This is a genomic window from Geodermatophilus sp. SYSU D00965 (assembly GCF_054050075.1).
Window position 1 is genome coordinate 21443 of record NZ_JBJGYQ010000013.1, and the last position, 26428, is coordinate 47870.

Below are 26428 nucleotides of genomic sequence, written 5' to 3' on the forward strand. Positions count from 1 at the left end.
GCCGGACGGATGCAGGACCGACGCGAGATCCGCGTCCGTATCCTCAGTCCCCATGACCCGCACCGTGCGAGACCTGCTCGCCGACGCACGGCCGACGTGGTCGTTCGAGTTCTTCCCGCCCAAGAGCCCCGAGGGCGCGGCCCAGCTGTGGACGGCGCTGCGCCAGCTCGAGCGGCTCCAGCCCTCGTTCGTGTCGGTGACCTACGGCGCCGGCGGCTCGACCCGCGAGGGCACCGTCTCGGTCACCGAGCGGATCGCGACCGAGACGACGATGACGCCGCTGGCGCACCTGACCGCCGTCGACCACAGCGTCGCCGAGCTGCGGCACGTGGTGAGCCGGCTGGCCGCCGCGGGGGTGCGCAACCTGCTCGCGCTGCGCGGCGACCCGCCGGGCGCCGACCCGCAGGCGGAGTGGGTCGCCCACCCGCAGGGGCTGACCTACGCGGCGGAGCTGGTGGAGCTCATCCGGTCGATGGGCGACTTCTCCGTCGGCGTCGCGGCCTTCCCCGAACGGCACCCGCGCTCGCCGGACTTCGAGACCGACGTCGAGATGTTCGTGCGCAAGTGCCGTGCCGGCGCGGACTTCGCCATCACCCAGATGTTCTTCCGCGCCGAGGACTACCTGCGGCTGCGCGACCGGGTCGCCGGCCGCGGCTGCGACGTCCCGATCATCGCCGGGGTCATGCCGGTGACCAACGCCCGGCAGATCACCCGCATCGTCCAGCTGTCGGGGCAGGCCTTCCCCGAGCACCTGGCGGCGCGCTTCGCCGAGCTCGACGGCGACCGGCCCGAGGACAAGGCCGCCGTCCGCGCCTTCGGCGTCGAGGTGGCCACCGAGCTGTGCCGGACGCTGCTGGACGAGGGGGTGCCCGGCATCCACTTCATCACCATGAACCGGTCCACCGCGACGCGTGAGGTGCACGCCAACCTGGCCGCGGTCGGCGCTACTCGCTGACCCGCGCCGGCGGCGCCGACGCCAGCGCCGCAGCGGCGGCCGCCGCGGCCCGCCGCAGCGCCTCCCGCTCCGCGGCGTAGCCGCCGAGCACGCCGACCACCGGCAGGTTGCTGAGGAACCGGTGCCGCAGCTTGCCCTTCGGGCGGGCGTCGAGGGTCTCGTCGATGCGGCCGAGCAGCCGGGCGACCCGCCACAGCGTGCGCAGGTTGCCCAGGACGCCGGCGCGCTCCTCGCGTGCGCCGAAGGCCTCCTCCGCGTAGGTGCCCCTGGCCCGCTCCAGCAGCGGCCGGACCCGGGCCGGCGGCAGGTCGCGGTCGAGGAGCACCGAGGCGAGCAGCGACACCCGCTCGGCGGGGTCGGTCACCCCGTGCTCGCTGGCGACCCCGCCGATGACCAGGGCCTGCACGGCCGAGCCGACGGTGTTCTGCAGCGGCAGCAGGTCGGCGAGCTTGCCGGCGAACCGCGGCGCGGCGCTCACCCCGGCGGCGACGTGGGGCAACCCGTCGGCCCACCACCGGTCGCGCTCGTCCTGCGGCCGCGCGGGCGGCCGGCCCAGGCGGCGGACCAGCGGGGCGGTCAGCCGGTCGACCTTGCGCAGGACGTCGACGACGACCGCGTCGCTCATCGGGGCTGCCATGGACCCCCCGTACCCGGCGCACCGGCCGTTGCATGCGCGCGGGACGGCGGCGGATCGGCGAGCCGGTGCGGTCCCCGCGCGCTCCCGGCGTGCCGCCGCCGCGCCGGTCCGCTAGACCTCGGGCATGGAGCTGGAAGTCCGCACCGGGTCAGGGGTGGTCCGCGGCGCGCTCAGCGGCCCCGCCGTCGCCTTCAAGGGGATCCCCTACGCCGCGCCGCCGTTCGGGGACCTGCGGTTCGCCGCGCCGGCGCCGGCGCCGCGCTGGGACGGGGTCCGGGACTGCACCGCCTACGGCGCGACCGTCCCGAAACCGCCCTATCCCGTCCCCGTCGACGTCCTGCTGCCCGAGCCGGTCGTCCCGGGGGACGACGTGCTCAACCTCAACGTGTGGACCCCGGACCCCTCGGCCGACGGCCTGCCGGTGCTGGTCTGGATCCACGGCGGGGCCTTCGTGAACGGCTCCGGCGCGGTGCCGCAGTACGACGGCACGGCCTTCGCCCGGGACGGTGTCGTCTGCGTGACGATCAACTACCGGCTGGGGGTCGACGGGTTCCTGCACTTCGCCGACGACGGTCCCGCCAACCGCGGCCTGCTCGACCAGGTCGCGGCCCTCGAGTGGGTGCGCGACAACATCGCGGCCTTCGGCGGCGACCCCGGCCAGGTCACCGTCGCCGGGGAGTCCGCCGGCGCGATGAGCGTGACGTCGCTGCTGTCGATGCCGCGGGCGGCTGGGCTGTTCCGCCGGGCGGTCGCCCAGAGCGGCGCCGGACACCACGCGCTGTCCGCGGGGACGGCCCGTCGCGTCGCCGGGTACCTGGCCGAGCGGCTCGGCGTGCCGCTGACCCGGGAGGCGCTGGCCGCGGTGCCGGTCGCCGACCTGGTCGCGGCCCAGCAGGCGCTGTCGCAGGAGGCCGCGGCGGTGCCCGACCCGGCGCGCTGGGGGGAGATCACGCGGAACGCGATGGTCTTCGAGCCGGTGGTCGACGGCGACGTCCTCCCGTCCCTGCCGATCGAGGCGATCGCCGCCGGTGCCGGCCGCGACGTCGAACTGCTGGTCGGCACCAACACCGACGAGCACACCCTCTTCCTCGTCCCCAACGGGCTGGTCGACCTGGTGACCGAGGACCTGCTGCGCCTGGCGCTGACCGGCTACGGCGTGCCCGCGGAGGCCGCGATCGACGTCTACCGGGGCGCTGCGCCGACGGCGTCGGCCGGCGACCTGCTCGTGGCGGCGGCCACCGACTGGTTCTTCCGGATCCCCGCGATCCGGCTGGCCGAGGTCCGAGCCGGCGGCCCGGGGCGGACCTTCGTCTACGAGTTCACCTGGCCGAGCCCCCAGTTCGGCGGGCGGCTCGGCGCCTGCCACGCGCTGGAGATCCCCTTCGTCTTCGACACGCTGGCCACCGAGGGCGTGGAGGCGCTGGCCGGGCCGTCGGCGCCGCAGGAGCTGGCCGACGCGGTGCACGCGGCGTGGGTGGCGTTCGTCCGGACCGGCGACCCCGGCTGGCCGGTCTACGGCCCGGACACCCGCCCGGTGCAGGCCTTCGGTCAGCTGAGCGGGGTGGTCCCGGACCCGCGGGCCGAGCAGCGCGCCCTGTGGGACGGCGTCCGTTAGGGCGGCGGGCGGTCGAGCCGTCGTACGGTGAGTCGTGGCGGCGCGCGGGCACGGGGCGATGCGGCGCTGGGCGGTGGTCGGGGCGCTCGTCGTGGGCCTGGTCGCCCTGCCGTCCCTCCTCGGGGCGCTCCCCGCCGAGGACGCCGACGTGCCGGCCGCGCAGCTGCGCGCCGCGGTGCTGACCAGCGGGGACGTCGGGTTCTCCGGCTACGCCGTCTCCGCGGGCGGGCTGGCCCTGCCCGTGTCCGACGTCCTCCCCGACGTCGCCGACCTGTTCAGCGACCGCACCACGATGCGGGTCTGGTGGCGCGGCCCCGAGGAGCACCGGGTCGACGTGGTCAGCGCCGCCGGGGAGACCGGTGTGTACCGGACCGAGTGCGCCACCTGGACCTGGGAGTACGAGTCGGCGACGGCGACCCGCGGCGAGCCGTCGTCCCTGGCCCTGCCCACACCGCCCGACCTGCTGCCCGCCCCGCTCGGCCGGCGGCTGCTGTCCGAGGCCGAGGACGGCGAGCTGTCCCGGGTCGGTGCCCGGCGGGTGGCCGGCCGCACCGCGTTCGGCCTGCGGCTGGTGCCCGCCGAGGCCGCGTCGTCGGTCGGCCGGGTCGACGTCTGGGTCGACCCCGCCAGCGGGCTGCCCCTGCAGGTCGAGGTCTTCGCCGACGGCGCGGCCGACCCGGCGCTGGACACCCGCTTCCTCGACCTGGACCTCACCGCGCCGGCGGCCTCGGTGGTGGCCTTCGAGCCGCCGCCGGACGCCACGGTCGGCGAGGCCCCGGACACCGACGAGCTCATCCGGGACGCCGGCCGGCGCAGCCCGGTCGGGCCGCTGCCGGCGGAGCTGGCCGGGCTGCCCCGCCGCACGCTGGAGGGGGTCCCGCCGGCGGTCGGGGTGTACGGCCGCGGCGTGACGCTGCTGGCGGTGGCCCCGGTGCCGCCCCGCCTGGCCGGTGGCCTGCGGCAGGCCCTGCAGGTGGCGCCGGGCGCGCTCGTCGACGACCTGGGCCTGCGGGTGGCCGCGGGGCCGCTGGGGCTGATGCTCGTCGACGGGCCTGACGGCGGCGGGTACGTCCTCACCGGCACGGTCACCCTCGACGCGCTCGCGCAGGCGGCCCGTCAGCTGCCCGGGGGAGCGCAGCCGTGACCGCGGTGATCCGGACCAGGGGGCTGGTCAAGCGCTACGGCCGCGTCCGTGCGGTCGACGGCATCGACCTGGACGTGCCCGAGGGGGAGATCTACGGCTTCCTCGGCGCGAACGGGTCGGGGAAGACCACGACGGTCCGCGTGCTGCTGGGTCTGGTGCTGGCCACCAGCGGCGAGGTGGAGCTGCTCGGGCAGCGGATGCCGCGCGCCGGCCGGCGGGTGCTGCCGCGGGTGGGGGCGCTCATCGAGGGCCCCGCCCACCACGGGCACCTGTCCGGGCGGGCCAACCTCGCGCTGCTGGACGCCGCCGGCCCGGGCGGGTCGCGCCGCACCCGGCGCCGGCGGATCGAGGAGGTGCTCGAGCAGGTCGGCCTGGCCGGGGTCGACCGGCGGCCGGTGCGCGCCTACTCGCTGGGCATGCGCCAGCGGCTCGGGCTGGCCGGCGCGCTGCTGCGGCGGCCGGAGCTGCTGGTCCTCGACGAGCCGACCAACGGCCTGGACCCGCAGGGCATCTCCGAGATCCGCGAGCTGCTGCTGGACCTGCACCGCGGCGGGACGACGGTGTTCCTCTCCAGCCACCTGCTGGCCGAGGTCGAGCAGCTGTGCACCCGGGTCGGCGTGCTCAGCCGCGGGCGGCTGGTGCTGCAGGAGCGCCTCGCCACGCTGACCGCGCCCACCGGCGCGACGGTGGTCCACACCCCGGCCCCGGACCGGGTGCGGGCTCTGCTCGACGGGCGGGTGGTGGCCGTGGACGGGACGCGGGTCGTCGTCCGGGGCGCGGACCCCGCCGAGGTCAACGCGCTGCTGGTGGGCGCCGGCGTCCCGGTGACCGGTCTCGCGCTGGACCGCCCCACGCTGGAGCAGGTGGTCCTCGCCGCGGCCGGGACCAGCCCGGACCGGCTGGAGGCGGCGCGGTGATCCTCGTCGAGCTGCGCAAGCTGTTCCGCCGTCCGCGGACCTGGACGACGATCGCCGTGCTCAACGCGCTGCCGGTGCTGGTCGCGGTGCTGCTGGTGCTCACCGACCTCGCGCCCCGCCCCGGGGAGGGCCCGCCGTTCCTGTCCGCCGTCCTGACCAACGGGTCGCTGTTCCCGCTCGCGGCGCTGGCCATCGTGCTGCCGCTGTTCCTGCCGATCGCGGTGGCCGTCGTCGCCGGCGACTCGGTCGCGGGCGAGGCGCAGGCCGGGACGCTGCGCTACCTGCTGGCGCGGCCGGCCGGCCGCACCCGGCTGCTGGTCGCCAAGCTGGTGGCGGTGGTCGCCTTCGTGCTGGCCACCGTGCTCGTGGTGGCCGCCGTCGGCTACGTCGTCGGGACGACCCTGTTCGACGCCCAGCCGGTCGGCGCCGGGGTCGCGACGTCGGTGTCGGGCACCTCGCTCGGCCCGGAGGAGCTGCTGGCCCGCAGCCTGATGGCGATCGGCTACATCACCGTCTCGATGGTCGGCGTCGCCGCGTTCGGCCTGTTCTTCTCCACGCTCACCGACTCGCCGCTGGCCGCGGCCCTCGGCGCGCTGGCCGTGCTGGTCGCCTCGTCGCTGCTGTTCACCCTCGACGCGGCCTCGCCGATCGCGCCCTACCTGCCCACCCGCTACTGGCTGGCGTTCGTCGACTTCTTCCGCGACCCGATCCTGTGGCGTGACATCGTCCGCGGGCTGACCCTGCAGGGCGTCTACGTCGGCGTGCTCCTGGCCGCGGCCTGGGCCAACTTCACCACCAAGGACGTCACCAGCTGAGCGGAGTGCCACGGCGCGGAAACCGCGCCCGTGGCACTCCGCTCACCCGCCGCTCAGGGCGCCGCAGTCGTCGGGGCCGAGCTCGACGGGGTCCCCGGGGCGCAGCTCGGCGAGCACCATCGCCTGCACCAGCGGGTCGCGCGGCAGATCGCCGTGGCCGACCCGCGCGTCGGCGCAGACCGACTGCACCGGCAGGTCGACGGCGCCGTCGAGGCGGGCGGAGTCCGGCGGGGTGACCGTCTCGTCCTGCGTGGTCCAGATCGACACCCAGGTCGGTCCCTCCGGTGTCTCGTCCCCGGCGTTGAGCCGGGCGATGAGCGGGCTGCGGGTGGACATCTGCTGGCACCCGACGGGGCACTGGGACGGCGCGATCGAGCCGGCGAGGTCGGCGAGGGTGGTGCCGTGGTGCGGCGAGCCCAGGGTGACCACCCGGCGGGCCACGTCGTCCCCGCCGTCGGCGACCCACAGCCGGGCGATGACCCCGCCGGCCGAGTAGCCGACGACGTCGACGCTGTCGGCGCCGGTGCGCTCCAGCGCGGCGTCGACCGCCGCGCCGAGGGCCGCGGCCGACTCGGTGAGGTCGCCGGTGCCGTCGCCGGGCACGGCCACCACGGTGGCGTCGCGGCCCTCGGCGGTGAGCCGGTCGGCCAGCGGCTGCAGCGACGCGGTCGACCCGCCGTAGCCCGGCACCAGCAGCACCGGCCCGGGCTGTTCCTGGGACACCGGCCCGTCCGTGGCCTCGGAGGTGCGGTCGAGCAGCAGGACGACGCCCGCGGCGAGGACCGCGACCGCGACGAGGGCCAGCACCGCCACGACCAGGCGGCGCCGGGCGGGGGAGAGGCCGGCGAGCACGCTCCCACTGTCCCTGGTCTCGCCGCGATCGTGCGGCACTGGTGGACTGCGGACGTGCTGAGCCGCGAGGAGTACCTGGCCGCGTGGTCGGCGTGGCACGGCGGCACCGACCCCGCGGCGAGCCGGCTGGTCCGCGGCTGGCTGTCGGCGGCCTACGCGGCCGCCCGCCGGCTGGCCGGGCTGCCGCCGGTGGTGGCGACCGCGCTGGGCCTGGCGGTGGCGGTGGCCGCGGTGGCCCCCGCCGCGGCCGGCGGCGCCTGGCTGCTCCTCGCCGGGCCGCTGATCGGGGTCTCGGCCGTCCTGGACTCCCTGGACGGCGCGCTGGCCATCGCCACCGGCCGCGCCTCCCGCCGCGGCTTCGTGCTCGACTCGGCCGTCGACCGGCTCAGCGAGGCCGCCTTCGCCGCGGCGCTGTGGGTGGCCGGGGCGCCCGGCTGGCTGGCCGCGGCGTTCGGCGCGCTGTGCTGGCTGCCCGACTACCTGCGCGCCCGCGCGGGGCAGGCCGGCGTGGCGGAGACCGGCGCGATCTCGGTGTGGGAGCGGCCGTCGCGGGTGGCGATGACCGGCTTCACCCTGGGCGGGGCCGGCGTGGTCGCAGGCTGGGGCCTCGCCGTCCCGGTGGTCACGGCGGGGACGGCGGCCGGCTGCCTGCTCGGGGTGGTGGGCGTCGCACAGCTGGGGACGGCGCTCCGCCGGGCGCTGGCCGACTGAGCTCCCGCGGGCGGGCGGGCTCCCGCGGGCGGGCGGGCTCCCGCGGGCGGGCGGGCTCCCGCGGGCGGGCGGGCTCCCGCGGGCGACCCGGTCGTGCGCCACCTAGAGTGACGCCTGCCGTTCACCTGGGCCGACCCGCGCCCGGAGACCACTCACCGTCGCACCGAGGGAGCGCTCCGTGCCCGTCGTCGTCACCGGCTCCATCGCCACCGACCACCTGATGACCTTCCCGGGGAAGTTCACCGAGCAGTTCGTCGAGGGCCAGCTGGAGAACGTCTCGCTGTCGTTCCTCGTCGACGACCTGGTGCAGCACCGCGGCGGGGCCGGCGCGAACATGGCCTACGGGCTGGGCCTGCTGGGCATCGGGCCGGTGCTGGTCGGCGCCGTGGGCAGCGACTTCGCCGACTACGAGGCCTGGCTGTCCCGGCACGGGGTGGACACCGCCAGCGTGCACTGGTCAGAGGTCAAGCACACCGCGCGGTTCGTCTGCACCACCGACGCGGTGAACAACCAGATCGCGTCGTTCTACTCGGGCGCGATGAGCGAGGCGTCGTCCATCGAGCTGGCCCCGGTGGCCGCCCGGGTCGGGACGCCGGACCTCGTCGTCGTCGGCCCCAACGACCCCACGGCGATGGTGCGCCACACGCAGGAGTGCCGGGAGCGGGGCTACCCGTTCGCCGCGGACCCGAGCCAGCAGCTGGCCTGGGCCGACGGCGAGATGATCCGCGAGCTGGTGGACGGCGCCGAACTGCTGTTCACCAACGAGTACGAGTCGGCGCTGCTGCTGCAGAAGACCGGCTGGACCGCCGGGGAGGTGCTGGCCCGGGTCGGCGTCTGGGTCACCACGCGCGCCGCCGACGGGGTCCTGGTGCGGCAGGCGGGGGCGGAGCCGATCTCGGTGATCGCCGTTCCCGAGACCAAGCCGGTCGAGCCGACCGGCGGCGGCGACGCGCTGCGCGCCGGGTTCATCGCCGGCCGGATGTGGGGGCTGTCCCTGGAGCGGGCCACCCAGCTGGGCTCGGCGGTGGCCACCGAGGCGGTCGAGGTCATCGGCACCCAGGAGTACGCGCTGCACCGGCAGCGGTTCCTGGGGCGGTTCGCCGACGCCTTCGGGGCCGGGGCCGCCGACGAGGTCGCCGCCCACCTGCCGTGACGTCGCGGTCCTGCCGAACCGCGGGCCCCGCTACAGGCAGGGCAGGGGGATCCACCAGAGCCACATCTGCTCGCAGTGCTGCGGCGCGGCCTCGCCGCTGACCGCAGGCTCTCCCGGAGCGAGCAGCACAGCTGCCGCGGTCACGACTCCTACAACGGTGGCCCGGACCCAGTCCATCGCTTCTCCCCAGGGCTCTTCTCACCCGTCGCGGAACGCGAGCGTTCCGAATGGGATTCGATCCCATCCGGCCGCTGCGGACGATCCCAGGGCCTTTGGTCCCCATCGGCGTCGCCACCGGAGCCGGACGGGCTGCCCGTTCCTGGTCAGTCCTCCCGGAGCTGCTCGCCGATCGAGGGGTCCTCGGCCCAGCGGCGGTAGGAGATCCGCCTGATCTCCTTGACCTCGCCGATCGTCGACCACTCGTTGCCGCCGAGCCGGGCCAGCGGCCGCAGCTCCTCGATCCGCGGTCGCCCGTCGCGCACCGCGCGCCCGGCCACGCTGACCAGCTGCACCCGGCCGAAGACGACGGTGCTGTCGCCCAGCCGCAGCGTCGAGTGCAGCGTGCACTCCACCGCCACCGGGGACTCCGCCACCCGCGGCACCGAGACCCGCTCCCCGGGCTCGAGCCGGACGCCGACCTCCTCGGCCTCGCTCACCCCGTGCGGGAAGTCGGTGCCGGTCGCGTTGACCTGCTCGAACAGCTCCTCCGGGGTGAGGCTGACGGTGAACTCGCCGGTGGCCTCGACGTTGCGCAGCGAGTCCTTGCGGCCGACCGAGGTGAACTGCACGACCGGCGGGTCCACGCAGGCGACGGTGTAGAAGGAGTGCGGCGCCAGGTTGACCACGCCCTCGGCCGAGCGGCTGGTCACCCAGGCGATCGGGCGGGGCACCACCACCGAGTTGAGGACGCGGTAGAAGGCGCCGCTGTCCATGGCGGCCGGGTCGAACTGCACGCGGGCATCCGGGCTGGTCACCCGCCCATCCTCGCCTCCGGACCGGGGATCAGCCGGACGGGGCCGGCTGCCCGGTGACGGGGCTGTGTCAGGCCCCGGACAGATCCAGCCCGCGCTCGGCCAGCGCCGCACGCAGGAGCCGGACCGCCTTCGGCCCCACGCCGTGCAGGGCCAGCAGCTCCCGCTCCCCGTGCCGGGCCACCTCGGACAGCCGGTCGATCCCGGCCGCGCGCAGCGCACCGAGCGCCGGGCGGCCGATGGAGGCGGGCAGGTCGTCGTCGGTCATGTCAGCGCAGACCGCGCCCCGCGGGAGAAGTCGTCGGTCCTGCTCCGGTGTGCCGGCGGGGGCTGCCCCGTGCCGCCCGCCGGTCGGGCGGTCCGGCCGCCGGGATCGACGGCAGGGCGCGGCCGCGCCAGGTGAGCCGCCCTCGGCGGCGGTCGGCCAGCGACGAGGCCATCAGCACGTCGAACAGCAGCACCGAGACCGGGTGGGCCAGGGCGTCCGGCCACACCCGGCTGCCGGTGACCGCCGCCGACACCGCCCGCCCGGCGACGCCGGCCGCGTACCCCACCAGGCCGGCGCGGGAGCCGCGCAGGGCGGCCAGCGCCGGCAGCACGGCGACGGCGGTGAGCCCGGCGGCGGCCACGGCACTCGCGGCCGGTGACCCGCCGACCGAGGCCCACAGCGACTTGGCGTACCCGGCCCGCAGCGCCGGCCAGCCCGCGTACATGCGGCAGGCGGCCAGCCGGGAGCCGTCGACCGGCGCCGCCCGCCCGCCGGCCCGCTTCACCGCCCGGGCCAGCGCGACGTCCTCGATGACCTCGCTGCGGACGGCGCCGTGCCCGCCGGCCCGCTCGTACGCCGTCCGCCGCACGACCAGGAACTGGCCGTTGGCGGCCGCCAGGGACGGGCGCGGCGAGCGCTCGGCGAGCCGGACCGGCAGCGTCGTCATCCACAGCCACGGGCCCAGCGGCTGCACCAGCCGCTCGGCGCCGGTGCCGGTGACCGGCCGCGGCCAGGGGGAGACCAGGTCCAGGTCGTGCGCCTCGAGGACGGCGACCGAGCCGGCGACCGCGTCGGGGAACAGCCGGACGTCGGCGTCGAGGAAGACCAGGACGGCGTCGTGGTCCTCCCCGCCCGCCGCCGCGCCGACCGCGCAGGCGTGCGGCTTGCCCAGCCAGCCCGGGGGCGGGTCGGGCGCGGTCACCAGCCGCACGCGGGGGTCGTCGACCGCCCGGACCACCGCGGCCGTGCCGTCGGTCGAGCCGTCGTCGACGACGACCACCCGCAGGTCGGGCACCCCCTGCTGGGCCAGCACCGCCGCCAGGCAGCCGCCGACCTGTGCCTCCTCGTCCCGGACCGGCAGGACGACGGTCACCGGGCGGCGCACCGGCGCCGGGAAGGGTGGCGGCCGGCGCAGCAGCACCGCGTTGAGCGCTGCGTGCAGCGCCCCGGCGACCGCCGTCCCCGCGAGCACGCGCACCGGCCGGCCGCTCACCGCGAGCGCGCCCGCCGGGCCTGCACCGCCAGCGCCGCCAGCACCGGGACCGCGATCACGACCCCCCACGCCGCGGACCCGGGGAGGTCCAGCCAGCCGGCGTGGGCCAGCGCGCCGCCCAGCGTCATCCAGGCCAGGGCCAGCAGCGGTGCGCCGTCGCCGATCCGCGGCGCCGCGTCGGGCACCAGCAGGTCCAGCAGCGTCATCAGCGCCAGCCCGGCCAGCAACCAGCCGGCCAGGTTGGTCAGCGGCACGGTGTCGATGCCGGGCAGGGACGGCTGCGGGTGCGCCCAGGTCCAGTACCCCGCCTGGACCATCTGCGGGTCGAGCACGACGTCCCAGCCGGCGAACACCGCGGCGGCGACCGCGACCCGGGCCGCGCGGCGCCACGCGGGCCGGACGGCGCGGGTCAGGCGGAGGGCCAGCAGCCGGCTCGGCCAGGCCATCATCAGCCAGGCCAGCGGCACCAGGAACGGGACGCCGAGCAGCGTCGGGCCCAGGTCGTCGCTGTAGGTGTACTCCCCGTACGGGAAGCCGGTGGCCAGGCCGACCGCCTCGAACGCCACGGCGGTCGCCGCGGTGACGCCCAGGACGACGGCGCCGGCGCGCCCGCCCCGGCTCGCCGCCGCGTGACCCACCGACAGCGCCGCGCCCAGCAGCACGATCGCCCAGCTCACCGTGGTCCGGGCGGCGGCGTCGGTCAGCGGGTAGGCGATGGCGACCAGGACCAGCAGGCCGGCCAGCGTCCACGGCAGGACGGCGGCCGCGCTCCGGGACCGCGGCAGCGCCAGCCCGGTCACCGTCGGCTCCGCAGCCGGCCGGCCGCCCGGGCCAGTGCCCGGCGACCGCGGGCGGCGCGGCCGCGGTCGGCGAGGACGACCCGCGCCGCCGTCCGCCCGGAGTTGCCCGAGACCCCGCCGCCGGGGTGCGTCGAGGCGCCGGCCAGGTAGAGGCCCGGCAGCCCCGGGACGCGGTGGCCGGCCAGCGCAGGCGTGGGGCGGAACCCGAACATGCTGGCCAGCCCCATCTCCACGTGCATGACGTTGCCACGGAGCAGGGACAGTTCCCGTTCCAGCAGCACCGGCGTCTGGACGTACAGCCGCTGCACCGAGCCGGCGAAGCCGGGGGCGAACCGGTCGACGGCGGCGACCAGCCGGGCCGCCTCGGACTCGGCGAGGGCGTCCCAGTCGGCGCCGTCGGCGAGCGCGTACGGGTACCACTGCCCCCAGACGGTGACCACGTGCTGCCCGGGCGGGGCGAGGGTGTCGTCGGTGGCGGAGAAGCACATCGCCAGCGGCACCGGCTCCCGGGGCAGCCGGCCGGCCCGCCAGTCGCCCGCGGCCGCGGCCAGCTGCGCGCGGTCGGTGCACAGCAGCTGCAGCCCGCCGAGCGCCGCGGCGGCGTCCACCCCGGGGTAGGCCGGCGGGGCGTCGGTGAGCGCCCGCACCACCAGGCCGAAGCCGTTGCCCAGTGGCGGGTCGGCGTCGGCCAGGGCCGGCGGGGCGTGCTCGCCGGCCAGGTCACGGGTGGCCAGCACGTGGCAGGCGGCGACGACGACCGGGGCGCGCAGCCGCCGTCCCGAGGTGGTCTGCACGCCGGCGGTGCGGCCGTCCTCGACCAGCAGCCGCTGCGCGCCGTCGCCGAGGGCGACCCGCCCGCCGTCGGCCTCCAGCCGCCGGCGCAGCGCCTCGGTGAGCCCGCCGGAGCCGCCGACCGGGTGCCCGGGCGGGACGTCGTGCAGCAGCGTCGCCCAGGCCACCATCGCCGCCGTGCCCGGCTCGCTCACCGGCGGGCCGGACTGCGCGCCGAACCAGGCCAGCGCCGCCTTGAGCCGCTCGCTGGTGAACCAGCGGTCGAGCAGCGCGTCGCCGGAGCCGAGGAAGTCCACGGCGAGGTCGCCGCCGGCGGTGCGCGGCCGGCCGTCGGCGGGCGCGCCCAGCGGCCAGAACGAGCGGACCAGGGCCGCGGGGCTCGGCCGCCGTCCGAAGGAGGCCACCACCGCGCGGCTGCGCGGTCCCCACACGCGCACGAACTCCCGGTAGGCGGCGGCGTCCTCCGGGCCGCAGGCGGCGGCGATCGAGGCGCAGGTGGCGTCGAGGTCGACGGAGAAGACCAGCGGCCGCCCGTCCGGGCCGGGGTCCCCGGGAGCCGGGGCGGGGGCGAAGCCCCAGGGGTCGCAGTCGACGTAGCGCAGCCCGTGCGCGGCCAGGTCGAGCTCCTCCACGATGCCGCTCTGCCGGACGATCACGTGCGCACTGGAGCCGCGGTCGACCCGGACGCCGGGCCACCGCTCGACCGTCGAGACCGCCCCGCCGAGCACCTCGTCGCGCTCGACGACCTCCACCCGCAGGCCCGCGCGGGCCAGGTAGCAGGCGGCGACCAGCCCGTTGTGCCCGGCGCCGACGACGACGGCGTCGACGGTGCTGCCCCCGCCGGGGGTCACCGGGCGTCGGCGCGCGGGGGAGGGGGGCGCAGCGGCAGCCGGGCGCCGAGGATGGCGAAGGGTCGGGAGTCGCCGGGGAAGTGGTGGTTGCGGGCGAGGTCGACGAAGCCGTCGGCGTGGTACAGCCGGAAGGCCTTGGTGTCGCTGTCGGGGGTCGACAGCAGCGCCGCGGGGTGGGGCAGGCCGGCCACGAGGGCGTGCAGCAGCTGCCGGCCCAGCCCGCGGCTCTGGTGGTCGGGGTGGACGTGCAGCTCGCAGACTTCGAAGGCGCCGGGCAGCCACCGCTTCGCCGTCCGCCGGTCCAGCGCCGCGCGGACCTGGTCGTGCCACCACTGGCCGGGCGCGACGAGGTAGCCGTAACCGAACCCGACCAGCTGCTCGCCCTCCGGGGTCGCGACGAAGGCGCCGACGGCCCGGAACCCGGCCCGCTCGGTGTGCTGGATGGCGTAGCCGTACCGGCCGGCCACGACCGACTGCGCGTACCCCATCGCCGCGCCGTAGATGGCCAGGGCCTCGTGCATGTGGTCGCGCAGCCAGCCGGCGGGCAGCTCGGCGACCCGCGTCGCGGGGGTCGTACCCGTCACTGCGACACCACCTCCTCCACAGGGGCGAGGGGACCGTTGCCGACCTCGGCCGGGCTGCCCCCGGTCAGCCGCAGCAGCTCCTCGTACGTGGTCGGGAAGACCGCGTGCGGGTGGCCGGCGGCGGCCCACACCCGCTGGTAGCGGGCCAGCTCGACGTCGACCAGCGTGCCGATCGGCTCGGGGTGCCCGATCGGCGCCACCCCGCCGATGGGCTGGCCGGTGTGCCGGCGGACGAAGTCGGGGGAGCCAGGGCGCACCCGGGGGACGCCGAGCAGCGCGGCGACCCGTCCGACGTCGACGCGGTGCGCGCCGCTGGTCAGGACCAGGAGCGGGGCGCCGTCGACGTCGAACACCAGGCTGTTGGCGATCGCCCCGACGGGGACGCCGAGCTGCGCGGCGGCGGCCGCGGCGGTGCGGGCGCTGTCGGGGAGCTCGCGGACCTCCCCGCCCGCGCCGGCCTCGGTCAGCAGGCGGGCGATCGCAGCCACCCGCGGGTGCTCGGGCCGGCTCATGCGCTGATCCTCCCATCGGCTCCGGTCGCCCGCTGGACCTCCGGCCGCGTCGGCTCCCCGGTCCCGCGCGCCCCGCTTGACGATGTCGGTGCGGTCGGGTCTACTCGACGTCGTTCGAACACGCGTTCGAACAGCGGTCGACCTCCCACCGCGCCCGGGTCTTCCCCACCCGGTGCGGTGGCGGGGTCGGCCGGTCGGTGCAGAGCGGTGGGGAGTCTGTCATGAGCCGGGTGCTGGGTGGGGTCGGCGGTCGGGTCGGCGAAGAGGTGCAGGTCGAGCGGGGGGCGCTCGGTCCGGCACAGTTCTGGCGGGGCCAGTCGCGGTACGTCGTGGGCGAGCTGCTCGACTCGTGGGTGGAGACCGCGCCGTGGTGGCAGCGGGGGCCCGAGACGACCGGTGGTGCCTCCACCGAGCTGGTCGCCACGCGCGAGGTGTGGCGGGTGGAGGCGGTCCGGGCCGGGCGGTCGCGGATGAGCTTCGCCGGCGTCTTCGACCTCAGCTGGGAGTCGACGGCCAACCGGTGGTCCCTCGTGCGGGTGCACGACTGATGGGCGCGGTCCGCGTCATGGCCGATCAGCTGCCCCTGCCCCCGCCGCTGCCGCCGGCGGCCGGCCAGCTGCTCGACCAGGCGTCCCGGGCACTGGCCGAGGCCGCGGCGAGCACCGACGCCCGGCAGCGCTACGCCACGGCGCACCTCGGTGCGCTGCGGGCCGCCGCGGCGGTGCTGGCCGCCCGCACGCGGCCGGAGTCCGGCCGCCGGCGGCCGCGCAGCGCCTGGGTGCTGCTCAGCCAGGTCGCCCCGGAGCTGGGGGAGTGGGCCACCTTCTTCGCCGCCGGCGCGGCCAAGCGGGCGGCCGCCGAGGCCGGGCTCTCCCACGCGGTCACCGAGCGCGAGGCCGACGACCTGGTCCGCGACGTCCGGGCCTTCCTCACCGTGGTCGAGAGCTGCCTGGGCAGCGACCCGGCCCCCGAGCCGCCCCGGCGCGCCCGCCCGCGGGTGGTCGGCGGCACCGAGCACCGGAACCGGACGTGAGCGCGCTCGCGAGCTCACGCGGGGAGGCGGCACCCCCGGTTCCGCGACCGGTGAGCGCCGGCGAGCCGGGAGCGTGAACGCCGACCCCTTCGTCCACCTCCACGTCGCCTCGGGCTACTCCATGCAGTACGGGGCCAACCACCCGGCCGACCTGGTGAACCGGGCCGCCGAGCACGGCATGCGGGCCCTGGCGCTGACCGACCGCGACGGGCTCTACGGCGCGGTGAAGTTCGCCCTCGCCTGCCGGGCGGCCGACATCCGGCCGCTGTTCGGGGTGGACCTCGCCGTCGTCCCCACGGTGGACAGCACGGTGCCGCCGGCCCTGGCGCCGGTGCTGGGCGACGGGCACTCCGCGGAGCGGACCCGCGCGCGCCGGCCGGGCGCGCCGGACGGCACCGCCGGTCGCCCCGGTTCCGGACGCCGGGCGCCGGCCCGGGGCGGGGCCGTCGTCGACCCGCGGCTGCCCCGGGTCACCTTCCTCGCCCGGGACGGCGCCGGCTGGCGGTCGCTGTGCCGGCTCACCAGCGCCACCCACCTGCGCGGCACCCGGGGGGAGCCGGTGAGCTCGCTGGCGCTGGCCGCTGAGCACGCGCCGGGGCTGGTCGCGCTCCTGGGGCCGGACTCCCCGGTGGGCCGGGCGCTGGCCGCGGGCCGGGCCGACGTCGCCTCCGCCCGGCTGGCCGCCTGGCGCGCGGTCTTCGGCCCCGGCTCCCTGGTGCTCGAGCTGGTCCACCACCGCGGGCAGGGCGACCGCGCCCGGGCCGGGGCGATGCTGCGCTTCGCCGCCGCGGAGGGCGTGCCGGTGGTGCTGACCAACGCCGTCCGCTACGTCGACGCCCTCGACGCCCCCACCGCCGACGTCCTCGACGCCGCGCGCCGGCTGGTCCCGCTGGACACCCGGCACGTCGACCGGCGCACCGCCGAGGGGTACCTGAAGTCGGGCAAGGAGATGGCCGAGGTCGCCGAGGACGTCGTCGGGCCCGACCGCGACGCGGTGCTGCGGCTGCTGGAGCGCACCGCCCGGCTGGCCGAGCAGTGCGCCGTCGACGTCCGGGCCGACCTCGGCATCGGCACGGTGCGCTACCCCGAGCTGGACGTGGTCACCACCCCGGCCGAGCAGGGGATGAGCCCGTCGCAGGTGCTGCGCGCCCGCTGCGAGGCCGGCCTGGGCCGGCGCGGGATGGCGCTCACCGAGCGGGTGCGGGTCCGCCTGGAGGAGGAGCTGGAGGTCATCGACTCCCTCGGCTACCCCTCCTACTTCCTCACCGTCGCCGACGTGGTCGACCTGATCAGGGGCCTGCGGGTGCGGGCGGCGGCGCGCGGGTCGGGCGCGGGGAGCCTGGTCACCTACCTGCTGGGCATCTCCGACGTGGACCCGATCCGCTACGGCCTGCTGATGGAGCGCTTCCTCTCCCCGCTGCGCCACCAGCTGCCCGACGTGGACATCGACGTGGAGTCCGCGCGCCGGATGGAGGTCTACGACGCGGTGATCGAGCGCTTCGGCGCCCACCGGGTCAGCTGCATCTCGATGATGGACACCTACCGGGTGCGGCACGCCATCCGCGACGTCGGCGCCGCCCTCGGGCTGCCCCCGGCCGAGATCGACGCGGTGGCCAAGGCCTTCCCGCACATCCGGGCCAACCAGGTGCACGCCGCGCTCAAGGACCTCCCGGAGCTGCGGGCCAGCCGGTTCGGGTCGCGACGGGCCGGCGGCACCGGCGACCTGGACCTGCTGTTCGACCTGGTCGCCCGCCTCGACGGGCTGCCCCGGCACATCGCGCTGCACCCGTGCGGCGTGCTGCTCTCCGACGCCACGCTGCTCGACCGCACCCCCGTCGAGAACAGCTTCCTGGGCTACCCGATGAGCCAGTTCGACAAGGACGACGTCGAGGAACTCGGGCTGCTCAAGCTGGACCTGCTCGGCATCCGGATGCAGTCGGCGATCGCCCACGCCCTCGACGAGGTGGCCCGGGTCGACGGCGTGACCGTCGACATCGACGCCGTTCCGCGGGACGACCCGACGACGTTCGAGCTGATCCGCAGCACCCGCACGCTCGGCATGTTCCAGATCGAGTCGCCGGGGCAGCGGGAGCTGGTCGGCAAGTTCGGGCCCGAGACGTTCGAGGACATCATCATCGACATCTCGCTGTTCCGACCCGGGCCGGTGAAGAGCGACATGGTCACCCCGTTCCTCCTGGCCCGGAACGGCTGGCGGGAGACGGTCTACCCGCACCCCGACCTGGAGTTCGCGCTCGAGCAGACCGCCGGGGTGGTGGTCTTCCACGAGCAGGTGCTGCAGATCGTGTCCCGGATGACCGGCTGCACCCTGGCCGAGGCCGACGAGGTGCGCCGCGCGCTGGGGGAGCGGGACGCCCACCCCGAGGTGCGCACCTGGTTCATCCCCCGCGCGCTGGCCTCGGGCTACCCGCCCGAGGTGGCCGAGCAGGTCTGGGAGGTGCTGGTCGCCTTCGGCTCGTTCGGCTTCTGCAAGGCCCACGCGGCGGCGTTCGCGCTGCCCACGTACCAGTCGGCGTGGCTCAAGGCGCACCACCCGGCGGCCTTCCTCGCCGGGGTGCTCACCCACGACCCGGGCATGTACCCCAAGCGGCTGATCCTCGACGACGCCCGCAACTTCGGCGTCCGGGTGCTCGGGTTGGACGTCAACGCCTCCGGCGCGGCCTACCGGGTGGAGCGGCTCCGCGACGACGAGGACGGGGACGCCGACGCCGAGCCGTCCTGGCGGCGGCCCGAGTGGATGCCCGCGTCGATGGCCGACCCGTCGCGCTACGGCATCCGGCTGTCGCTGGCCGACGTCAAGGGCATCGCCGAGGAGGAGGTGGCCCGCGTCGTCGCGGGGCAGCCCTACCGGTCGCTGACCGACTTCTGGCACCGGGCGTCGGTGTCCCGGCCGGTGGTCGAGCGGTTGGTGCTGGCCGGCGGCTTCGACTCCCTCTACGGCTTCGGGGTGCGCGACCGCGAGGCCGGCCGCCCCACCCGCAGCCGCCGGCAGGTCACCCGGCGTGACCTGCTGCTGCAGATCGGCGAGCTGGACCGGTGGAGCCGCAGCGGCGCGCGGGCGAGCTCGAACGGGCAGCTCAGCCTCGACCTCATGGGGCTGGAGCTCCCCGGCGAGGAGGCCGGCACCGGGGAGGCGGGGACCGAGGAGCCCGGGCTGAGCTGGGCCGAGGGCAGCGGGCTGCCCGAGTTCACCGACGCCGAGCTGGTGCGGGCCGAGCTGGAGGTGCTCGGCCTGGACGCCAGCCGGCACGTCGTCGACTTCTACCGGCCGTTCCTCGCCGCGATCGGCGCGGTGCCGGCCGGCGAGCTGCTCGGCTGCCGCAGCGGCGCGGAGGTGCTCGTCGCCGGGGTCAAGGTGGCGACCCAGACGCCGCCGATCCGCTCCGGCCGCCGGGTGGTCTTCGTGACCCTCGACGACGGCACCGGCTGCACCGACGCCACGTTCTTCGAGGATGCGCAGGGGCCCTACGCCGCCACGGTCTTCCACTCCTGGCTGCTGGTGATCCGCGGGGTGCTGCGGCGCACCGGCCCGCGGGGCGTGTCGCTGCGGGCCACCGGTGCGTGGGAGCTGCCCGCGCTGCACGAGGCCTGGGAGACCGGCGGCACGGCCGCGGTGGCCGAGCACATGGCCGCGCCGGGGGAGTACACCGAGGCGGCCATCGCGGGGGCCGCGGCCTCGCACGGCTCCCGGCCGGTGGTGGTCAAGCCGGTGCTGGTCCACCCGACGGGGTTCCGGATGTCGCCCTACGCCGACATCAAGCCCGCCGGGGACGACGCCGCGACCGCCGCCCGCCGTGCCGCGGCGGCACCGCGCAAGCTGTGGCACTCCAGCCCCGGCAGCTCCGGCCACTGAGAAATGGACCGCCCTCCCCCCACGCTCAGGCGGAGGGCCCCTGGAGGATGGCCGAGAGCGGCCGATGAGTTCCGGGCGGCCGCGGCGTCTACCTGCCGACGGACCACACCGATCCAGGAGGACCCCGATGCCGAAGCAGATCCCGTGCCTGTGGTTCGACGGCCACGCCGAGCAGGCAGCCCAGCTCTACACCTCGGTCTTCCCGAACAGCTCGATCGGCGAGGTGACCCGCTACGGCCCGGACATGCCGCCGCCGATGAAGGAGGGCGACGTCCTCACCGTGAACTTCACCCTCGACGGCCAGGAGTACACGGCGCTCAACGGCGGGCCGCAGTTCCCCTTCACCGAGGCCATCTCCTTCCAGATCATGTGCGCCGACCAGGAGGAGGCCGACCACTACTGGGACCGGCTGACCGCCGACGGCGGCGAGGAGAGCCAGTGCGGCTGGCTCAAGGACAGGTTCGGCGTCTCCTGGCAGGTCGTCCCCGTCGAGCTGACCGCCCTGCTCAGCGACCCCGACCCCGGCCGGGCGCAGCGCGCCACCCAGGCCATGCTGCAGATGCGCCGCATCGACATCGCCGAGATCAGGCGGGCCGCGGACGGCGTTCCCGCCTGAGGGCGCCGGGGGACGGCGGCCCCCGCGCGCCGCTGTGACCTGCCGCGCCCGCCACTAGGCTGCGACGGGTGCCGCCGTCTGCTCCCGCCTCCTCCACCGCGGACCAGCTGCCCGCCCGCGCGGCCGCCGTCTGGGCCGCCCTCGACCCGGTCGTCGCGGCGGGCACCCCCCTGCGCGTCCTCGACGTCGGCGGGGGGAGCGGCAACTTCGCCGTCCCGCTCGCCCGCCTCGGCCACCGGGTGACCGTCGTCGACCCGAGCGCCGACGCCCTCGCCACCCTGAACCGCCGCGCGCAGACCGCGGGGGTGGGGGAGCGGGTCCACGGCGTGCAGGGCGACGGCGACCTGCTGCACGAGGTCATCCCGCCCGGCGACGACGGCGAGGGCAGCTACGACCTCGCCCTGTGCCACTCGGTGCTCGAGGTCGTCGACGACCCGGCCACCACCCTCCGCGAGATCACCCGGGCGCTGCGCCCCGGCGGCACCGCCAGCGTGGCCAGCGCCAACCGCGCCGGCGCCGTCCTGGCCCGCGCCGTCGCCGGCCACCCCGTCGAGGCGCTGGCCCTGGCTGAGGGCCGCGAACCCGCCCGTCCCGCCCACCCCGCCCGGCGCCGGTTCACCCCCGACGGCCTGCTCGCCCTCGTCGAGGCCGCCGGCCTGCGCCCGGGCACCTGGCGCGGGGTGTCGGTCGTCGCCGACCTGCTCGACGTCGCCTCCGGCGCCGACCCCGACGCCGTCCGCCGGCTGGAGATGGCCCTGGCCGGCAGCTCGCCCTACCGCGAGGTCGCCGCCGGGCTGCACGTCCTGGCGACCCGTCCGTGAGCCTGCCGCCCGACCTGCAGCGCCCGGCCTACGGCGCCGCCACCCTCGCCGACGTCCTGCCCGGCGTCGCCACCGCGCTCGGCGTCCCGGTCGCGCGCGGCGACCTCCCGCCCGACCCCCTGGACCTCACCGCCGCGCTGGCCGGTGCCCGCCGCGTCGCCGTGCTGCTGGTCGACGGCCTCGGTGCCGACCTGGTCCGGGCGCACGCCGACCTCGCCCCCACCCTGGCCGGGCTGGCCACCCCGGTCGGCGACCTCTCCGCGCCCTGCCCCAGCACCACGCCGGTCAGCCTCACCAGCCTCGGCACCGGACTCCCGCCCGGCAGCCACGGCGTCCTGGGCTTCGTCACCGCGGTGCCGGGGGAGGAGCGGACGCTCAACCACGTGCAGTGGTCCGACGACCCCGACCCCGCGATCTGGCAACCCCGGCGCAGCGTCTTCCAGCAGGCCGCCGACGCCGGCGTGCCGGTCACCGCCGTCGCCCCCTACGCCTTCGCCGGCAGCGGCCTCACCGACGCGGCCTACCGCGGCGCCCGCTACTCCGGGACCGTCGGCGCCGGTGACCTCGCCGCCCGGCTGCTGGAGGCGCTGGCCGCCGCACCCCGCACCCTCGTCTACGGCTACACCGCCGAGCTCGACCTCACCGGGCACGTCCGCGGGGTCGACTCGGCCAGCTGGCGGGCGCAGCTGGCCCTGGTCGACCGGCTCGTCGAGCAGGTGGTCACCGGCCTGCCGGACGACGCGGCGCTGCTGGTCACCGCCGACCACGGCATGTTCGACGTCCCGCCGGACACCCGGCTCGACCTGGACGCCGCACCCGAGCTCACCGAGGGCGTGCGGCTGCTCGCCGGTGAGCCGCGGGCCCGGTACGTGCACGCCGTGCCCGGCGCGGAGGCCGACCTGCTGGCCCGGTGGCGGGAGCTGCTGGGCGAGCGGGCGTGGGTCGCCGGGCGCGACGAGGCCGTCGCCAGCGGCGTCTTCGGGCCCGTCGACGACGGGCTGGCCGCGCGGATCGGCGACGTCGTCGCGCTGGCGCGCGGCACGTGGGCGCTCACCGCGACCGAGCGGGAGCCCGGCCCCAGCCGGCTGGTCGGCTACCACGGCTCACTCACCGCGACCGAGCTGGCCATCCCGCTGCTCGCCGCGCGGGGGCGCGCCCTCTCCTGACCGCGCGCAGGCCCCGGGGCCGTTGACGGCCGCCGCCGGGAGGACGAGTCTCCGGCCGTTCGGTGTCCCTGATGCCGTCTGGGCGGAGTCCGCGATGAGCACCCGACGCACACGCCTCGACCCTGTCCGGACCCGTCTGGCCTGCGTGCCGGTCGCCGCGGCGTCCCTCGTGGTGGCCGGCCTGGTCTCACCGGCGACAGCCGCTCGGGCGGTGAGCCAGGACCCCGACCCGGCCCTGGTGGCGGACCTGCGCGCCGACCTCGAGGCGTACCTGCAGGAGCGCGGCGCCGCGGAGCACGTGTCGGGCGCCGGGCTGACCGTCGACGTCCCGGGGGAGGAGCGGGTCGACGTCAGCGCCGGGACGACGGAGTTCGGCGGGTCCGTGCCGGTGGGACCCGACGCGCTGTGGCAGATCGGCAGCAACACCAAGGCGTTCACCTCGGTGCTCCTGCTGCAGCTCGAGGCCGAGGGCCGCCTGTCGATCGAGGACACCGTCACCGACTGGCTCCCGCAGTACCCGCAGTGGGCCGACGTCCCCATCCGGCGGCTGCTGGACATGACCAGCGGCATCCCGACCTACGACGACCAGCAGGGCATGCTCGCCGACTACGCCGCCGACCCGCTGCGGGACTTCTCCCCTAAGGAGCTGATCGCCTACGTCGACGGCGTCCCGGCGACCTCCGGGTACAGCTACTCGAACACGAACTACGTGCTCGGTGAGCTGATCGTCGAGGCGGTGACGGGGGAGAGCTACGAGGACCAGCTCTACGACCGGATCATCGACCCCCTCGACCTCGAGGACACGCACTACCGGCCGCACCTCTACCCGGATGAGATCGCCGACCGCATGCCGGCCGGCTACTACACCCGGACCGGGGACCCCGGGCTCGCGCCGCTGCGCGGGCAGGACGTCAGCCGGGACAGCCTCTCCTGGGCACGCGGCGCGGGCGGCATCCTGGCCACGACGGCCGACATGACCCGCTGGGAACGCGCCCTGTACGAGGGGGACCTGCTGCCCCCGCAGCAGCAGGACGAGCTGGAGAGCCTGGTGTCGACGGCGACCGGGCAGCCCATCGAGTCGACCTCCGCCGAGGACCCCATGGGGTTCGCCCTCGGGATCGCCCAGATGACCGACGACCTGGGCACCTTCTGGTTCTACGAGGGCCAGACGCTCGGCTTCCGCGCCCTGCACGTCTACTTCCCGGACTCCGGCGTGATCGCCGCCGTGAACCTGAACAGCTCACCGGACGAGGACCGGATCGGGGCCCTGGCGACGACCGTGTACGGCACGCTGACCGAGCACGGGCTGGTCCCACCGGCCCAGCAGGCGGCCTGACCGCTAGACCGCCGGGACCAGCCGCACCGACCAGGTGCGGGTGTGCGCCTCGTGGGTCGCCCGGCAGGTCAGCCGGGCGGCCTCCTCCGAGGGCCGGCTCTCCACCTCGGCCACCACGTCGCCGTCGGGGCCGGCGAGGGTCACCACCCACCGCTCGATCTCGGCCCCGGCCGGTGTCAGGCGGCGCACGCCCCGGGGCGGGAGCGCGTCCACGCCGAGCAGCCCGAGCCGCCCCCGGGCGGTGTGCTGCGCCGCCTGCACCGGCGGGGGGCAGCCGGCGCGGCCCCGCAGCCAGGGCAGGGCCACCTCGCCCGCGGCGTGCGCGGACACCAGCACCGAGCCGTCGTCGGGCACCTGCCCGTAGTAGAAGCCGTGCGGCAGCACGAGGACGTTCGCGGCGAACCGGTCGCCGCCGAGGTGGCTGCACTCCCACACGTCCGCGGCGGGCATCACCTTGGCCAGCGGGCGGCCGCGCAGCGCGCAGCAGGCGTCGTGTCCGCCGTGCGCGCACACCAGGTAGGTGGGTCCCCCGGCGGGCTCGCCGACCGACCCGTCCCACGGCGCGTCGACCAGTTCCTCGTCGCTGGTGCGCGCCGACCACCACAGGCCCTCGCGCCCCGGCCGGCCGTCGACGTAGGCCCACCGCCGCTGCGCGTCGGCCGGCCGCTCCCCGGGCCGGCGCACCATCAGCACCCGCACGTTCTCCAGCCGGGCGCGGTGCGCCAGCCGCCGGGCGACGGCGGTGTCGAAGCGGGACTGGGTGAGCGCGTCGACGCCCCACGGCCCGGCCTGCTCGATCAGCAGCCAGCGCTGGGCCGGGGAGGCGGTGGCGACCGCGGAGTCCCCGCGGGCCAGCGCCCGCACCGAGCAGCGGTCCTCGGCGATCCGGCCGACCGGACGTCCGGGTGCCTCCGCCGGGCGGCAGAAGTCGGTCGGATCGGTCACGCCCGGTGGCCCACCCGGCTCACGGTCCGGTCCCGGGCGTGCGGTCACGGTCCTCATCGTGCCCCGCGAGGGCGCGCCCGACGACGGCGTCCGGTGCGGTGGCGTCCGGCACGACCGCGATCGACTCGGTCACCAGCCGCCGGGCCAGGGTGAGCTGGTCGGCGGCGTCCAGACCGGGCAGGTCGGCGACCTTGAGCTCGCCGGCGGCCAGCAGCCCGGCCAGCGCGGGCCGGGTGTCGGCGGGCAGCTCCAGCGTCCGACGGCCGGCGACCAGCGTCACCCGCCCGTCGCCCGGCTCGCCCAGCCAGCAGCGCAGCCGCCGACGCACCCGCAGCACGGTGTCGGGGGAGAGGGCCGCCGCCGCGGTGGCCTGGGCCAGCGGGGGGACCGGCTCGGGCCGGACCTGCGCCCAGGTCCGCGCGCGCAGCCGGTCGGCGACCTCGGCGGGGTCGACGCGGTCCAGCCACTCCTTGAGGCCGGCCACGACCGCCGTCACGTCGTCGCGGACGACCGCCGGGTCGGCCAGGTCGACGCCGAGGGGCAGCGAGCCGCGCAGCGCGGGGTCCTCGGCGGCGAGCACCCGCACCAGGTCGAGCACCGACTCGGCGGCCGCCCAGCGGGTGACCGGGTGCACGCCGACGGTCAGGTGCGCGCTGATCTCGCCCAGCGCGACCGCCGAGTGCAGGTAGCCGCGGGGCAGGTAGAGGGCGTCGCCGGGGCGGAGCACCGCGTCGATGACCGGGTCGCGCTCGGCAGCGGCGGCCACGGCGGCGGCCCGGTCGTTCCACGGCTGGGTGCGCAGCGGATCGGGCAGCACCGGCTCGTGGATGCGCCAGTGCTTCTCGCCGGCGACCTGCAGCACGAAGACGTCGTGCACGTCGTAGTGCGGGGAGAACCCGCGCGAGGACGGCGGGGTGACGTAGGCGTTGACCTGCGTCGGGTGCCCCAGGTCCGCGGCCAGCTGGTCGGCGAACTCGATCAGCGGCGGCCACAGCCGGTGCAGGCCCTGGAGGACCACGGTGCTCCCGTCGGCGAACAGCCGCAGCACCGCGTCGGAGGAGACCTGGTCGGCGATCTCGGCGCCGGCGCCCCCGGAGGTCGTGAACCGCTTGGGGTCGACGACGGCGCCGTCCTTGGCGATCCGCAGGAACGGGGTGCGCAGCCCCCGCCGGGAGAGCAGCTCGTCGACCGCGGCCAGGTCGAGCAGGTCGGCGAAGGACCCGCCGGTCTCCTCGGCGCGGGTGAGCAGCGGCCGGCGGGACCAGTACTCCGCGGCGAAGACCTGCGGGTCGAGGGCGGTGCACCGACGCAGGGCCGGCCGGAGCTCCGGCCGGCCCTGCGCGGTGGGGTTCTCGGTCAGGCGGAACCGTCCGCGCCGCCGTCGGCACCCCCGTCAGCGCCCCCGTCCGCGCCGCCGTCCGCGCCACCGTCGGCCCCGCCGTCCGCGCCGCCGTCGGCACCACCGTCCGCACCGCCGTCGGCCCCGCCGTCCGCGCCGCCGTCGGCACCACCGTCGGCCCCGCCGTCCGCGCCCCCGTCGGAGCCGCCGCCGGCAGCCCCGCCGTCGGCCGGGCCGTGCGCGCCGCTGTCCGCGCCGCCGTCGGCCCCGCCGTCCGCGCCACCATCGGCGCCGCCGTCGCCCACGCCGGCCGTGGTCATGTCATCGTCGTCGAGCGCCATGGGTCTCCGATCCGATCGGTCGCGGGCCACCGGATGGTGGCCTCCGGGCGTGCTGTACCTCCCCGATCCTGCTCTCACACCCCGGGTCCGACCAGCGGGAACGGCAGGTGGGCAACAGGTCGGTCACGACACGGGGCGGAGATGCCCGGACCGTGCCGGGGGCGTTACCG

26 protein-coding genes are annotated in these 26428 nt (G+C 76.9%); 14 read left to right on the forward strand and 12 right to left on the reverse strand.

Translation table 11 applies throughout. The features are described 5' to 3' along the window. Positions 1–52: 52 nt before the first annotated feature. On the forward strand, positions 53–955 hold the full coding sequence (gene metF / locus ACI789_RS13765) for a methylenetetrahydrofolate reductase [NAD(P)H] (protein WP_457009862.1): 903 nt from the start codon (positions 53–55) through the stop codon (positions 953–955). On the opposite strand, the gene ACI789_RS13770 is transcribed toward metF, so the two are convergent. Continuing rightward, the gene (locus tag ACI789_RS13770) at positions 945–1592 is read right to left on the reverse strand and encodes a hypothetical protein (protein WP_457009864.1); all 648 of its coding nucleotides are present in this window, start codon (positions 1590–1592) and stop codon (positions 945–947) included. The genes metF and ACI789_RS13770 overlap by 11 nt on opposite strands. Before the next feature lie 124 nt (positions 1593–1716). On the opposite strand from ACI789_RS13770, the gene ACI789_RS13775 reads away from it, so the two are divergent. From ACI789_RS13775 to ACI789_RS13790, 4 genes are read left to right on the forward strand one after another with little or no spacing between them, the layout of a single operon-like run. Beyond that, positions 1717–3207, forward strand: coding sequence for a carboxylesterase/lipase family protein (locus ACI789_RS13775; RefSeq protein ID WP_457009866.1), 1491 nt, complete (start codon positions 1717–1719; stop codon positions 3205–3207). 34 nt (positions 3208–3241) lie between these two features. Next, positions 3242–4351 carry a transcriptional regulator gene (locus ACI789_RS13780; RefSeq protein WP_457009868.1) on the forward strand — a complete coding sequence of 370 codons (1110 nt, stop codon included), beginning with the start codon at positions 3242–3244 and terminating at the stop codon, positions 4349–4351. Continuing rightward, positions 4348–5268: an ABC transporter ATP-binding protein gene (locus tag ACI789_RS13785; protein WP_457009870.1), complete on the forward strand. Its 921-nt coding sequence runs from the start codon at positions 4348–4350 to the stop codon at positions 5266–5268. Before ACI789_RS13780 ends, ACI789_RS13785 begins: the two co-directional genes overlap by 4 nt. Then, on the forward strand, positions 5265–6083 hold the full coding sequence (locus ACI789_RS13790) for an ABC transporter permease (RefSeq protein WP_457009872.1): 819 nt from the start codon (positions 5265–5267) through the stop codon (positions 6081–6083). The genes ACI789_RS13785 and ACI789_RS13790 overlap by 4 nt, the downstream gene beginning before the upstream one ends. Before the next feature lie 42 nt (positions 6084–6125). On the opposite strand, the gene ACI789_RS13795 is transcribed toward ACI789_RS13790, so the two are convergent. Next, positions 6126–6935, reverse strand: coding sequence for a lipase family alpha/beta hydrolase (locus ACI789_RS13795; RefSeq protein WP_457009874.1), 810 nt, complete (start codon positions 6933–6935; stop codon positions 6126–6128). A gap of 54 nt (positions 6936–6989) precedes the next feature. On the opposite strand from ACI789_RS13795, the gene ACI789_RS13800 reads away from it, so the two are divergent. Continuing rightward, positions 6990–7646, forward strand: a complete 657-nt coding sequence (locus ACI789_RS13800) for a CDP-alcohol phosphatidyltransferase family protein (RefSeq protein WP_457009876.1) — start codon at positions 6990–6992, stop codon at positions 7644–7646. Positions 7647–7824: 178 nt separating this feature from the next. Further along, complete coding sequence (locus ACI789_RS13805; RefSeq protein WP_457009878.1) at positions 7825–8799, forward strand: carbohydrate kinase family protein; 975 nt, start codon at positions 7825–7827, stop codon at positions 8797–8799. Positions 8800–9122: 323 nt separating this feature from the next. On the opposite strand, the gene ACI789_RS13810 is transcribed toward ACI789_RS13805, so the two are convergent. The 7 genes from ACI789_RS13810 to ACI789_RS13840 form a co-directional block, all read right to left on the reverse strand. Next, the gene (locus tag ACI789_RS13810) at positions 9123–9773 is read right to left on the reverse strand and encodes a flavin reductase family protein (RefSeq protein ID WP_456919669.1); all 651 of its coding nucleotides are present in this window, start codon (positions 9771–9773) and stop codon (positions 9123–9125) included. 67 nt (positions 9774–9840) lie between these two features. Then, positions 9841–10038, reverse strand: coding sequence for a DNA-binding protein (locus tag ACI789_RS13815; RefSeq protein WP_457009881.1), 198 nt, complete (start codon positions 10036–10038; stop codon positions 9841–9843). 1 nt (position 10039) lies between these two features. Beyond that, positions 10040–11236 (reverse strand): glycosyltransferase, encoded by a 1197-nt coding sequence (locus ACI789_RS13820; RefSeq protein ID WP_457009883.1) that lies wholly within the window; start codon positions 11234–11236, stop codon positions 10040–10042. A gap of 11 nt (positions 11237–11247) precedes the next feature. After that, positions 11248–12051: a carotenoid biosynthesis protein gene (locus tag ACI789_RS13825; RefSeq protein WP_457009885.1), complete on the reverse strand. Its 804-nt coding sequence runs from the start codon at positions 12049–12051 to the stop codon at positions 11248–11250. Then, positions 12048–13694, reverse strand: a complete 1647-nt coding sequence (locus ACI789_RS13830; protein ID WP_457009887.1) for a phytoene desaturase family protein — start codon at positions 13692–13694, stop codon at positions 12048–12050. The genes ACI789_RS13825 and ACI789_RS13830 overlap by 4 nt, the downstream gene beginning before the upstream one ends. Further along, positions 13691–14278, reverse strand: a complete 588-nt coding sequence (locus ACI789_RS13835; RefSeq protein ID WP_457009889.1) for a GNAT family N-acetyltransferase — start codon at positions 14276–14278, stop codon at positions 13691–13693. Before ACI789_RS13835 ends, ACI789_RS13830 begins: the two co-directional genes overlap by 4 nt. Next, positions 14275–14790 (reverse strand): YbaK/EbsC family protein, encoded by a 516-nt coding sequence (locus ACI789_RS13840; protein WP_457009891.1) that lies wholly within the window; start codon positions 14788–14790, stop codon positions 14275–14277. The genes ACI789_RS13835 and ACI789_RS13840 overlap by 4 nt, the downstream gene beginning before the upstream one ends. Positions 14791–15011: 221 nt before the next feature. Here ACI789_RS13840 and ACI789_RS13845 point away from each other — a divergent pair, with 221 nt between their 5' ends. The 7 genes from ACI789_RS13845 to ACI789_RS13875 all read left to right on the forward strand — a co-directional run bounded on the left by ACI789_RS13845 (position 15012) and on the right by ACI789_RS13875 (position 23633). After that, positions 15012–15338, forward strand: a complete 327-nt coding sequence (locus tag ACI789_RS13845; RefSeq protein WP_456919676.1) for a DUF6504 family protein — start codon at positions 15012–15014, stop codon at positions 15336–15338. After that, on the forward strand, positions 15338–15823 hold the full coding sequence (locus ACI789_RS13850) for an SAV_6107 family HEPN domain-containing protein (protein WP_456919677.1): 486 nt from the start codon (positions 15338–15340) through the stop codon (positions 15821–15823). The genes ACI789_RS13845 and ACI789_RS13850 overlap by 1 nt, the downstream gene beginning before the upstream one ends. 73 nt (positions 15824–15896) lie before the next feature. Further along, a complete protein-coding gene (locus ACI789_RS13855; protein ID WP_457009894.1) occupies positions 15897–19694 on the forward strand; it encodes a DNA polymerase III subunit alpha in 3798 nt (1265 codons plus the stop codon). Between the two features lie 127 nt (positions 19695–19821). Next, on the forward strand, positions 19822–20310 hold the full coding sequence (locus ACI789_RS13860) for a VOC family protein (RefSeq protein ID WP_457009896.1): 489 nt from the start codon (positions 19822–19824) through the stop codon (positions 20308–20310). A 68-nt stretch (positions 20311–20378) separates the two neighbouring features. After that, positions 20379–21131, forward strand: coding sequence for a class I SAM-dependent methyltransferase (locus tag ACI789_RS13865; RefSeq protein ID WP_456919680.1), 753 nt, complete (start codon positions 20379–20381; stop codon positions 21129–21131). Then, complete coding sequence (locus tag ACI789_RS13870) at positions 21128–22297, forward strand: alkaline phosphatase family protein (RefSeq protein WP_457009898.1); 1170 nt, start codon at positions 21128–21130, stop codon at positions 22295–22297. Before ACI789_RS13865 ends, ACI789_RS13870 begins: the two co-directional genes overlap by 4 nt. Positions 22298–22391: 94 nt before the next feature. Then, positions 22392–23633 (forward strand): serine hydrolase domain-containing protein, encoded by a 1242-nt coding sequence (locus tag ACI789_RS13875; RefSeq protein ID WP_457009900.1) that lies wholly within the window; start codon positions 22392–22394, stop codon positions 23631–23633. Positions 23634–23636: 3 nt separating this feature from the next. On the opposite strand, the gene ACI789_RS13880 is transcribed toward ACI789_RS13875, so the two are convergent. The 3 genes from ACI789_RS13880 to ACI789_RS13890 form a co-directional block, all read right to left on the reverse strand. Further along, entirely contained in the window at positions 23637–24578 is a 942-nt protein-coding gene (locus tag ACI789_RS13880) for a sucrase ferredoxin (RefSeq protein WP_457009902.1), read from the reverse strand. A 19-nt stretch (positions 24579–24597) separates the two neighbouring features. After that, complete coding sequence (locus ACI789_RS13885; RefSeq protein WP_457009904.1) at positions 24598–25626, reverse strand: cupin domain-containing protein; 1029 nt, start codon at positions 25624–25626, stop codon at positions 24598–24600. A 308-nt stretch (positions 25627–25934) separates the two neighbouring features. Then, on the reverse strand, positions 25935–26258 hold the full coding sequence (locus tag ACI789_RS13890; protein WP_457009906.1) for a BatC protein: 324 nt from the start codon (positions 26256–26258) through the stop codon (positions 25935–25937). Positions 26259–26428: the final 170 nt, after the last annotated feature.

Coding starts and splice junctions, on each gene's coding strand:
- metF (WP_457009862.1), top strand. CDS start 53: ATGACCCGCACCGTGCGAGACCTGCTCGCCGACGCACGGCCGACGTGG.
- ACI789_RS13770 (WP_457009864.1), bottom strand. CDS start 1,592: ATGGCAGCCCCGATGAGCGACGCGGTCGTCGTCGACGTCCTGCGCAAG.
- ACI789_RS13775 (WP_457009866.1), top strand. CDS start 1,717: ATGGAGCTGGAAGTCCGCACCGGGTCAGGGGTGGTCCGCGGCGCGCTC.
- ACI789_RS13815 (WP_457009881.1), bottom strand. CDS start 10,038: ATGACCGACGACGACCTGCCCGCCTCCATCGGCCGCCCGGCGCTCGGT.
- ACI789_RS13840 (WP_457009891.1), bottom strand. CDS start 14,790: ATGAGCCGGCCCGAGCACCCGCGGGTGGCTGCGATCGCCCGCCTGCTG.
- ACI789_RS13845 (WP_456919676.1), top strand. CDS start 15,012: ATGAGCCGGGTGCTGGGTGGGGTCGGCGGTCGGGTCGGCGAAGAGGTG.
- ACI789_RS13850 (WP_456919677.1), top strand. CDS start 15,338: ATGGGCGCGGTCCGCGTCATGGCCGATCAGCTGCCCCTGCCCCCGCCG.
- ACI789_RS13860 (WP_457009896.1), top strand. CDS start 19,822: ATGCCGAAGCAGATCCCGTGCCTGTGGTTCGACGGCCACGCCGAGCAG.
- ACI789_RS13875 (WP_457009900.1), top strand. CDS start 22,392: ATGAGCACCCGACGCACACGCCTCGACCCTGTCCGGACCCGTCTGGCC.
- ACI789_RS13890 (WP_457009906.1), bottom strand. CDS start 26,258: ATGGCGCTCGACGACGATGACATGACCACGGCCGGCGTGGGCGACGGC.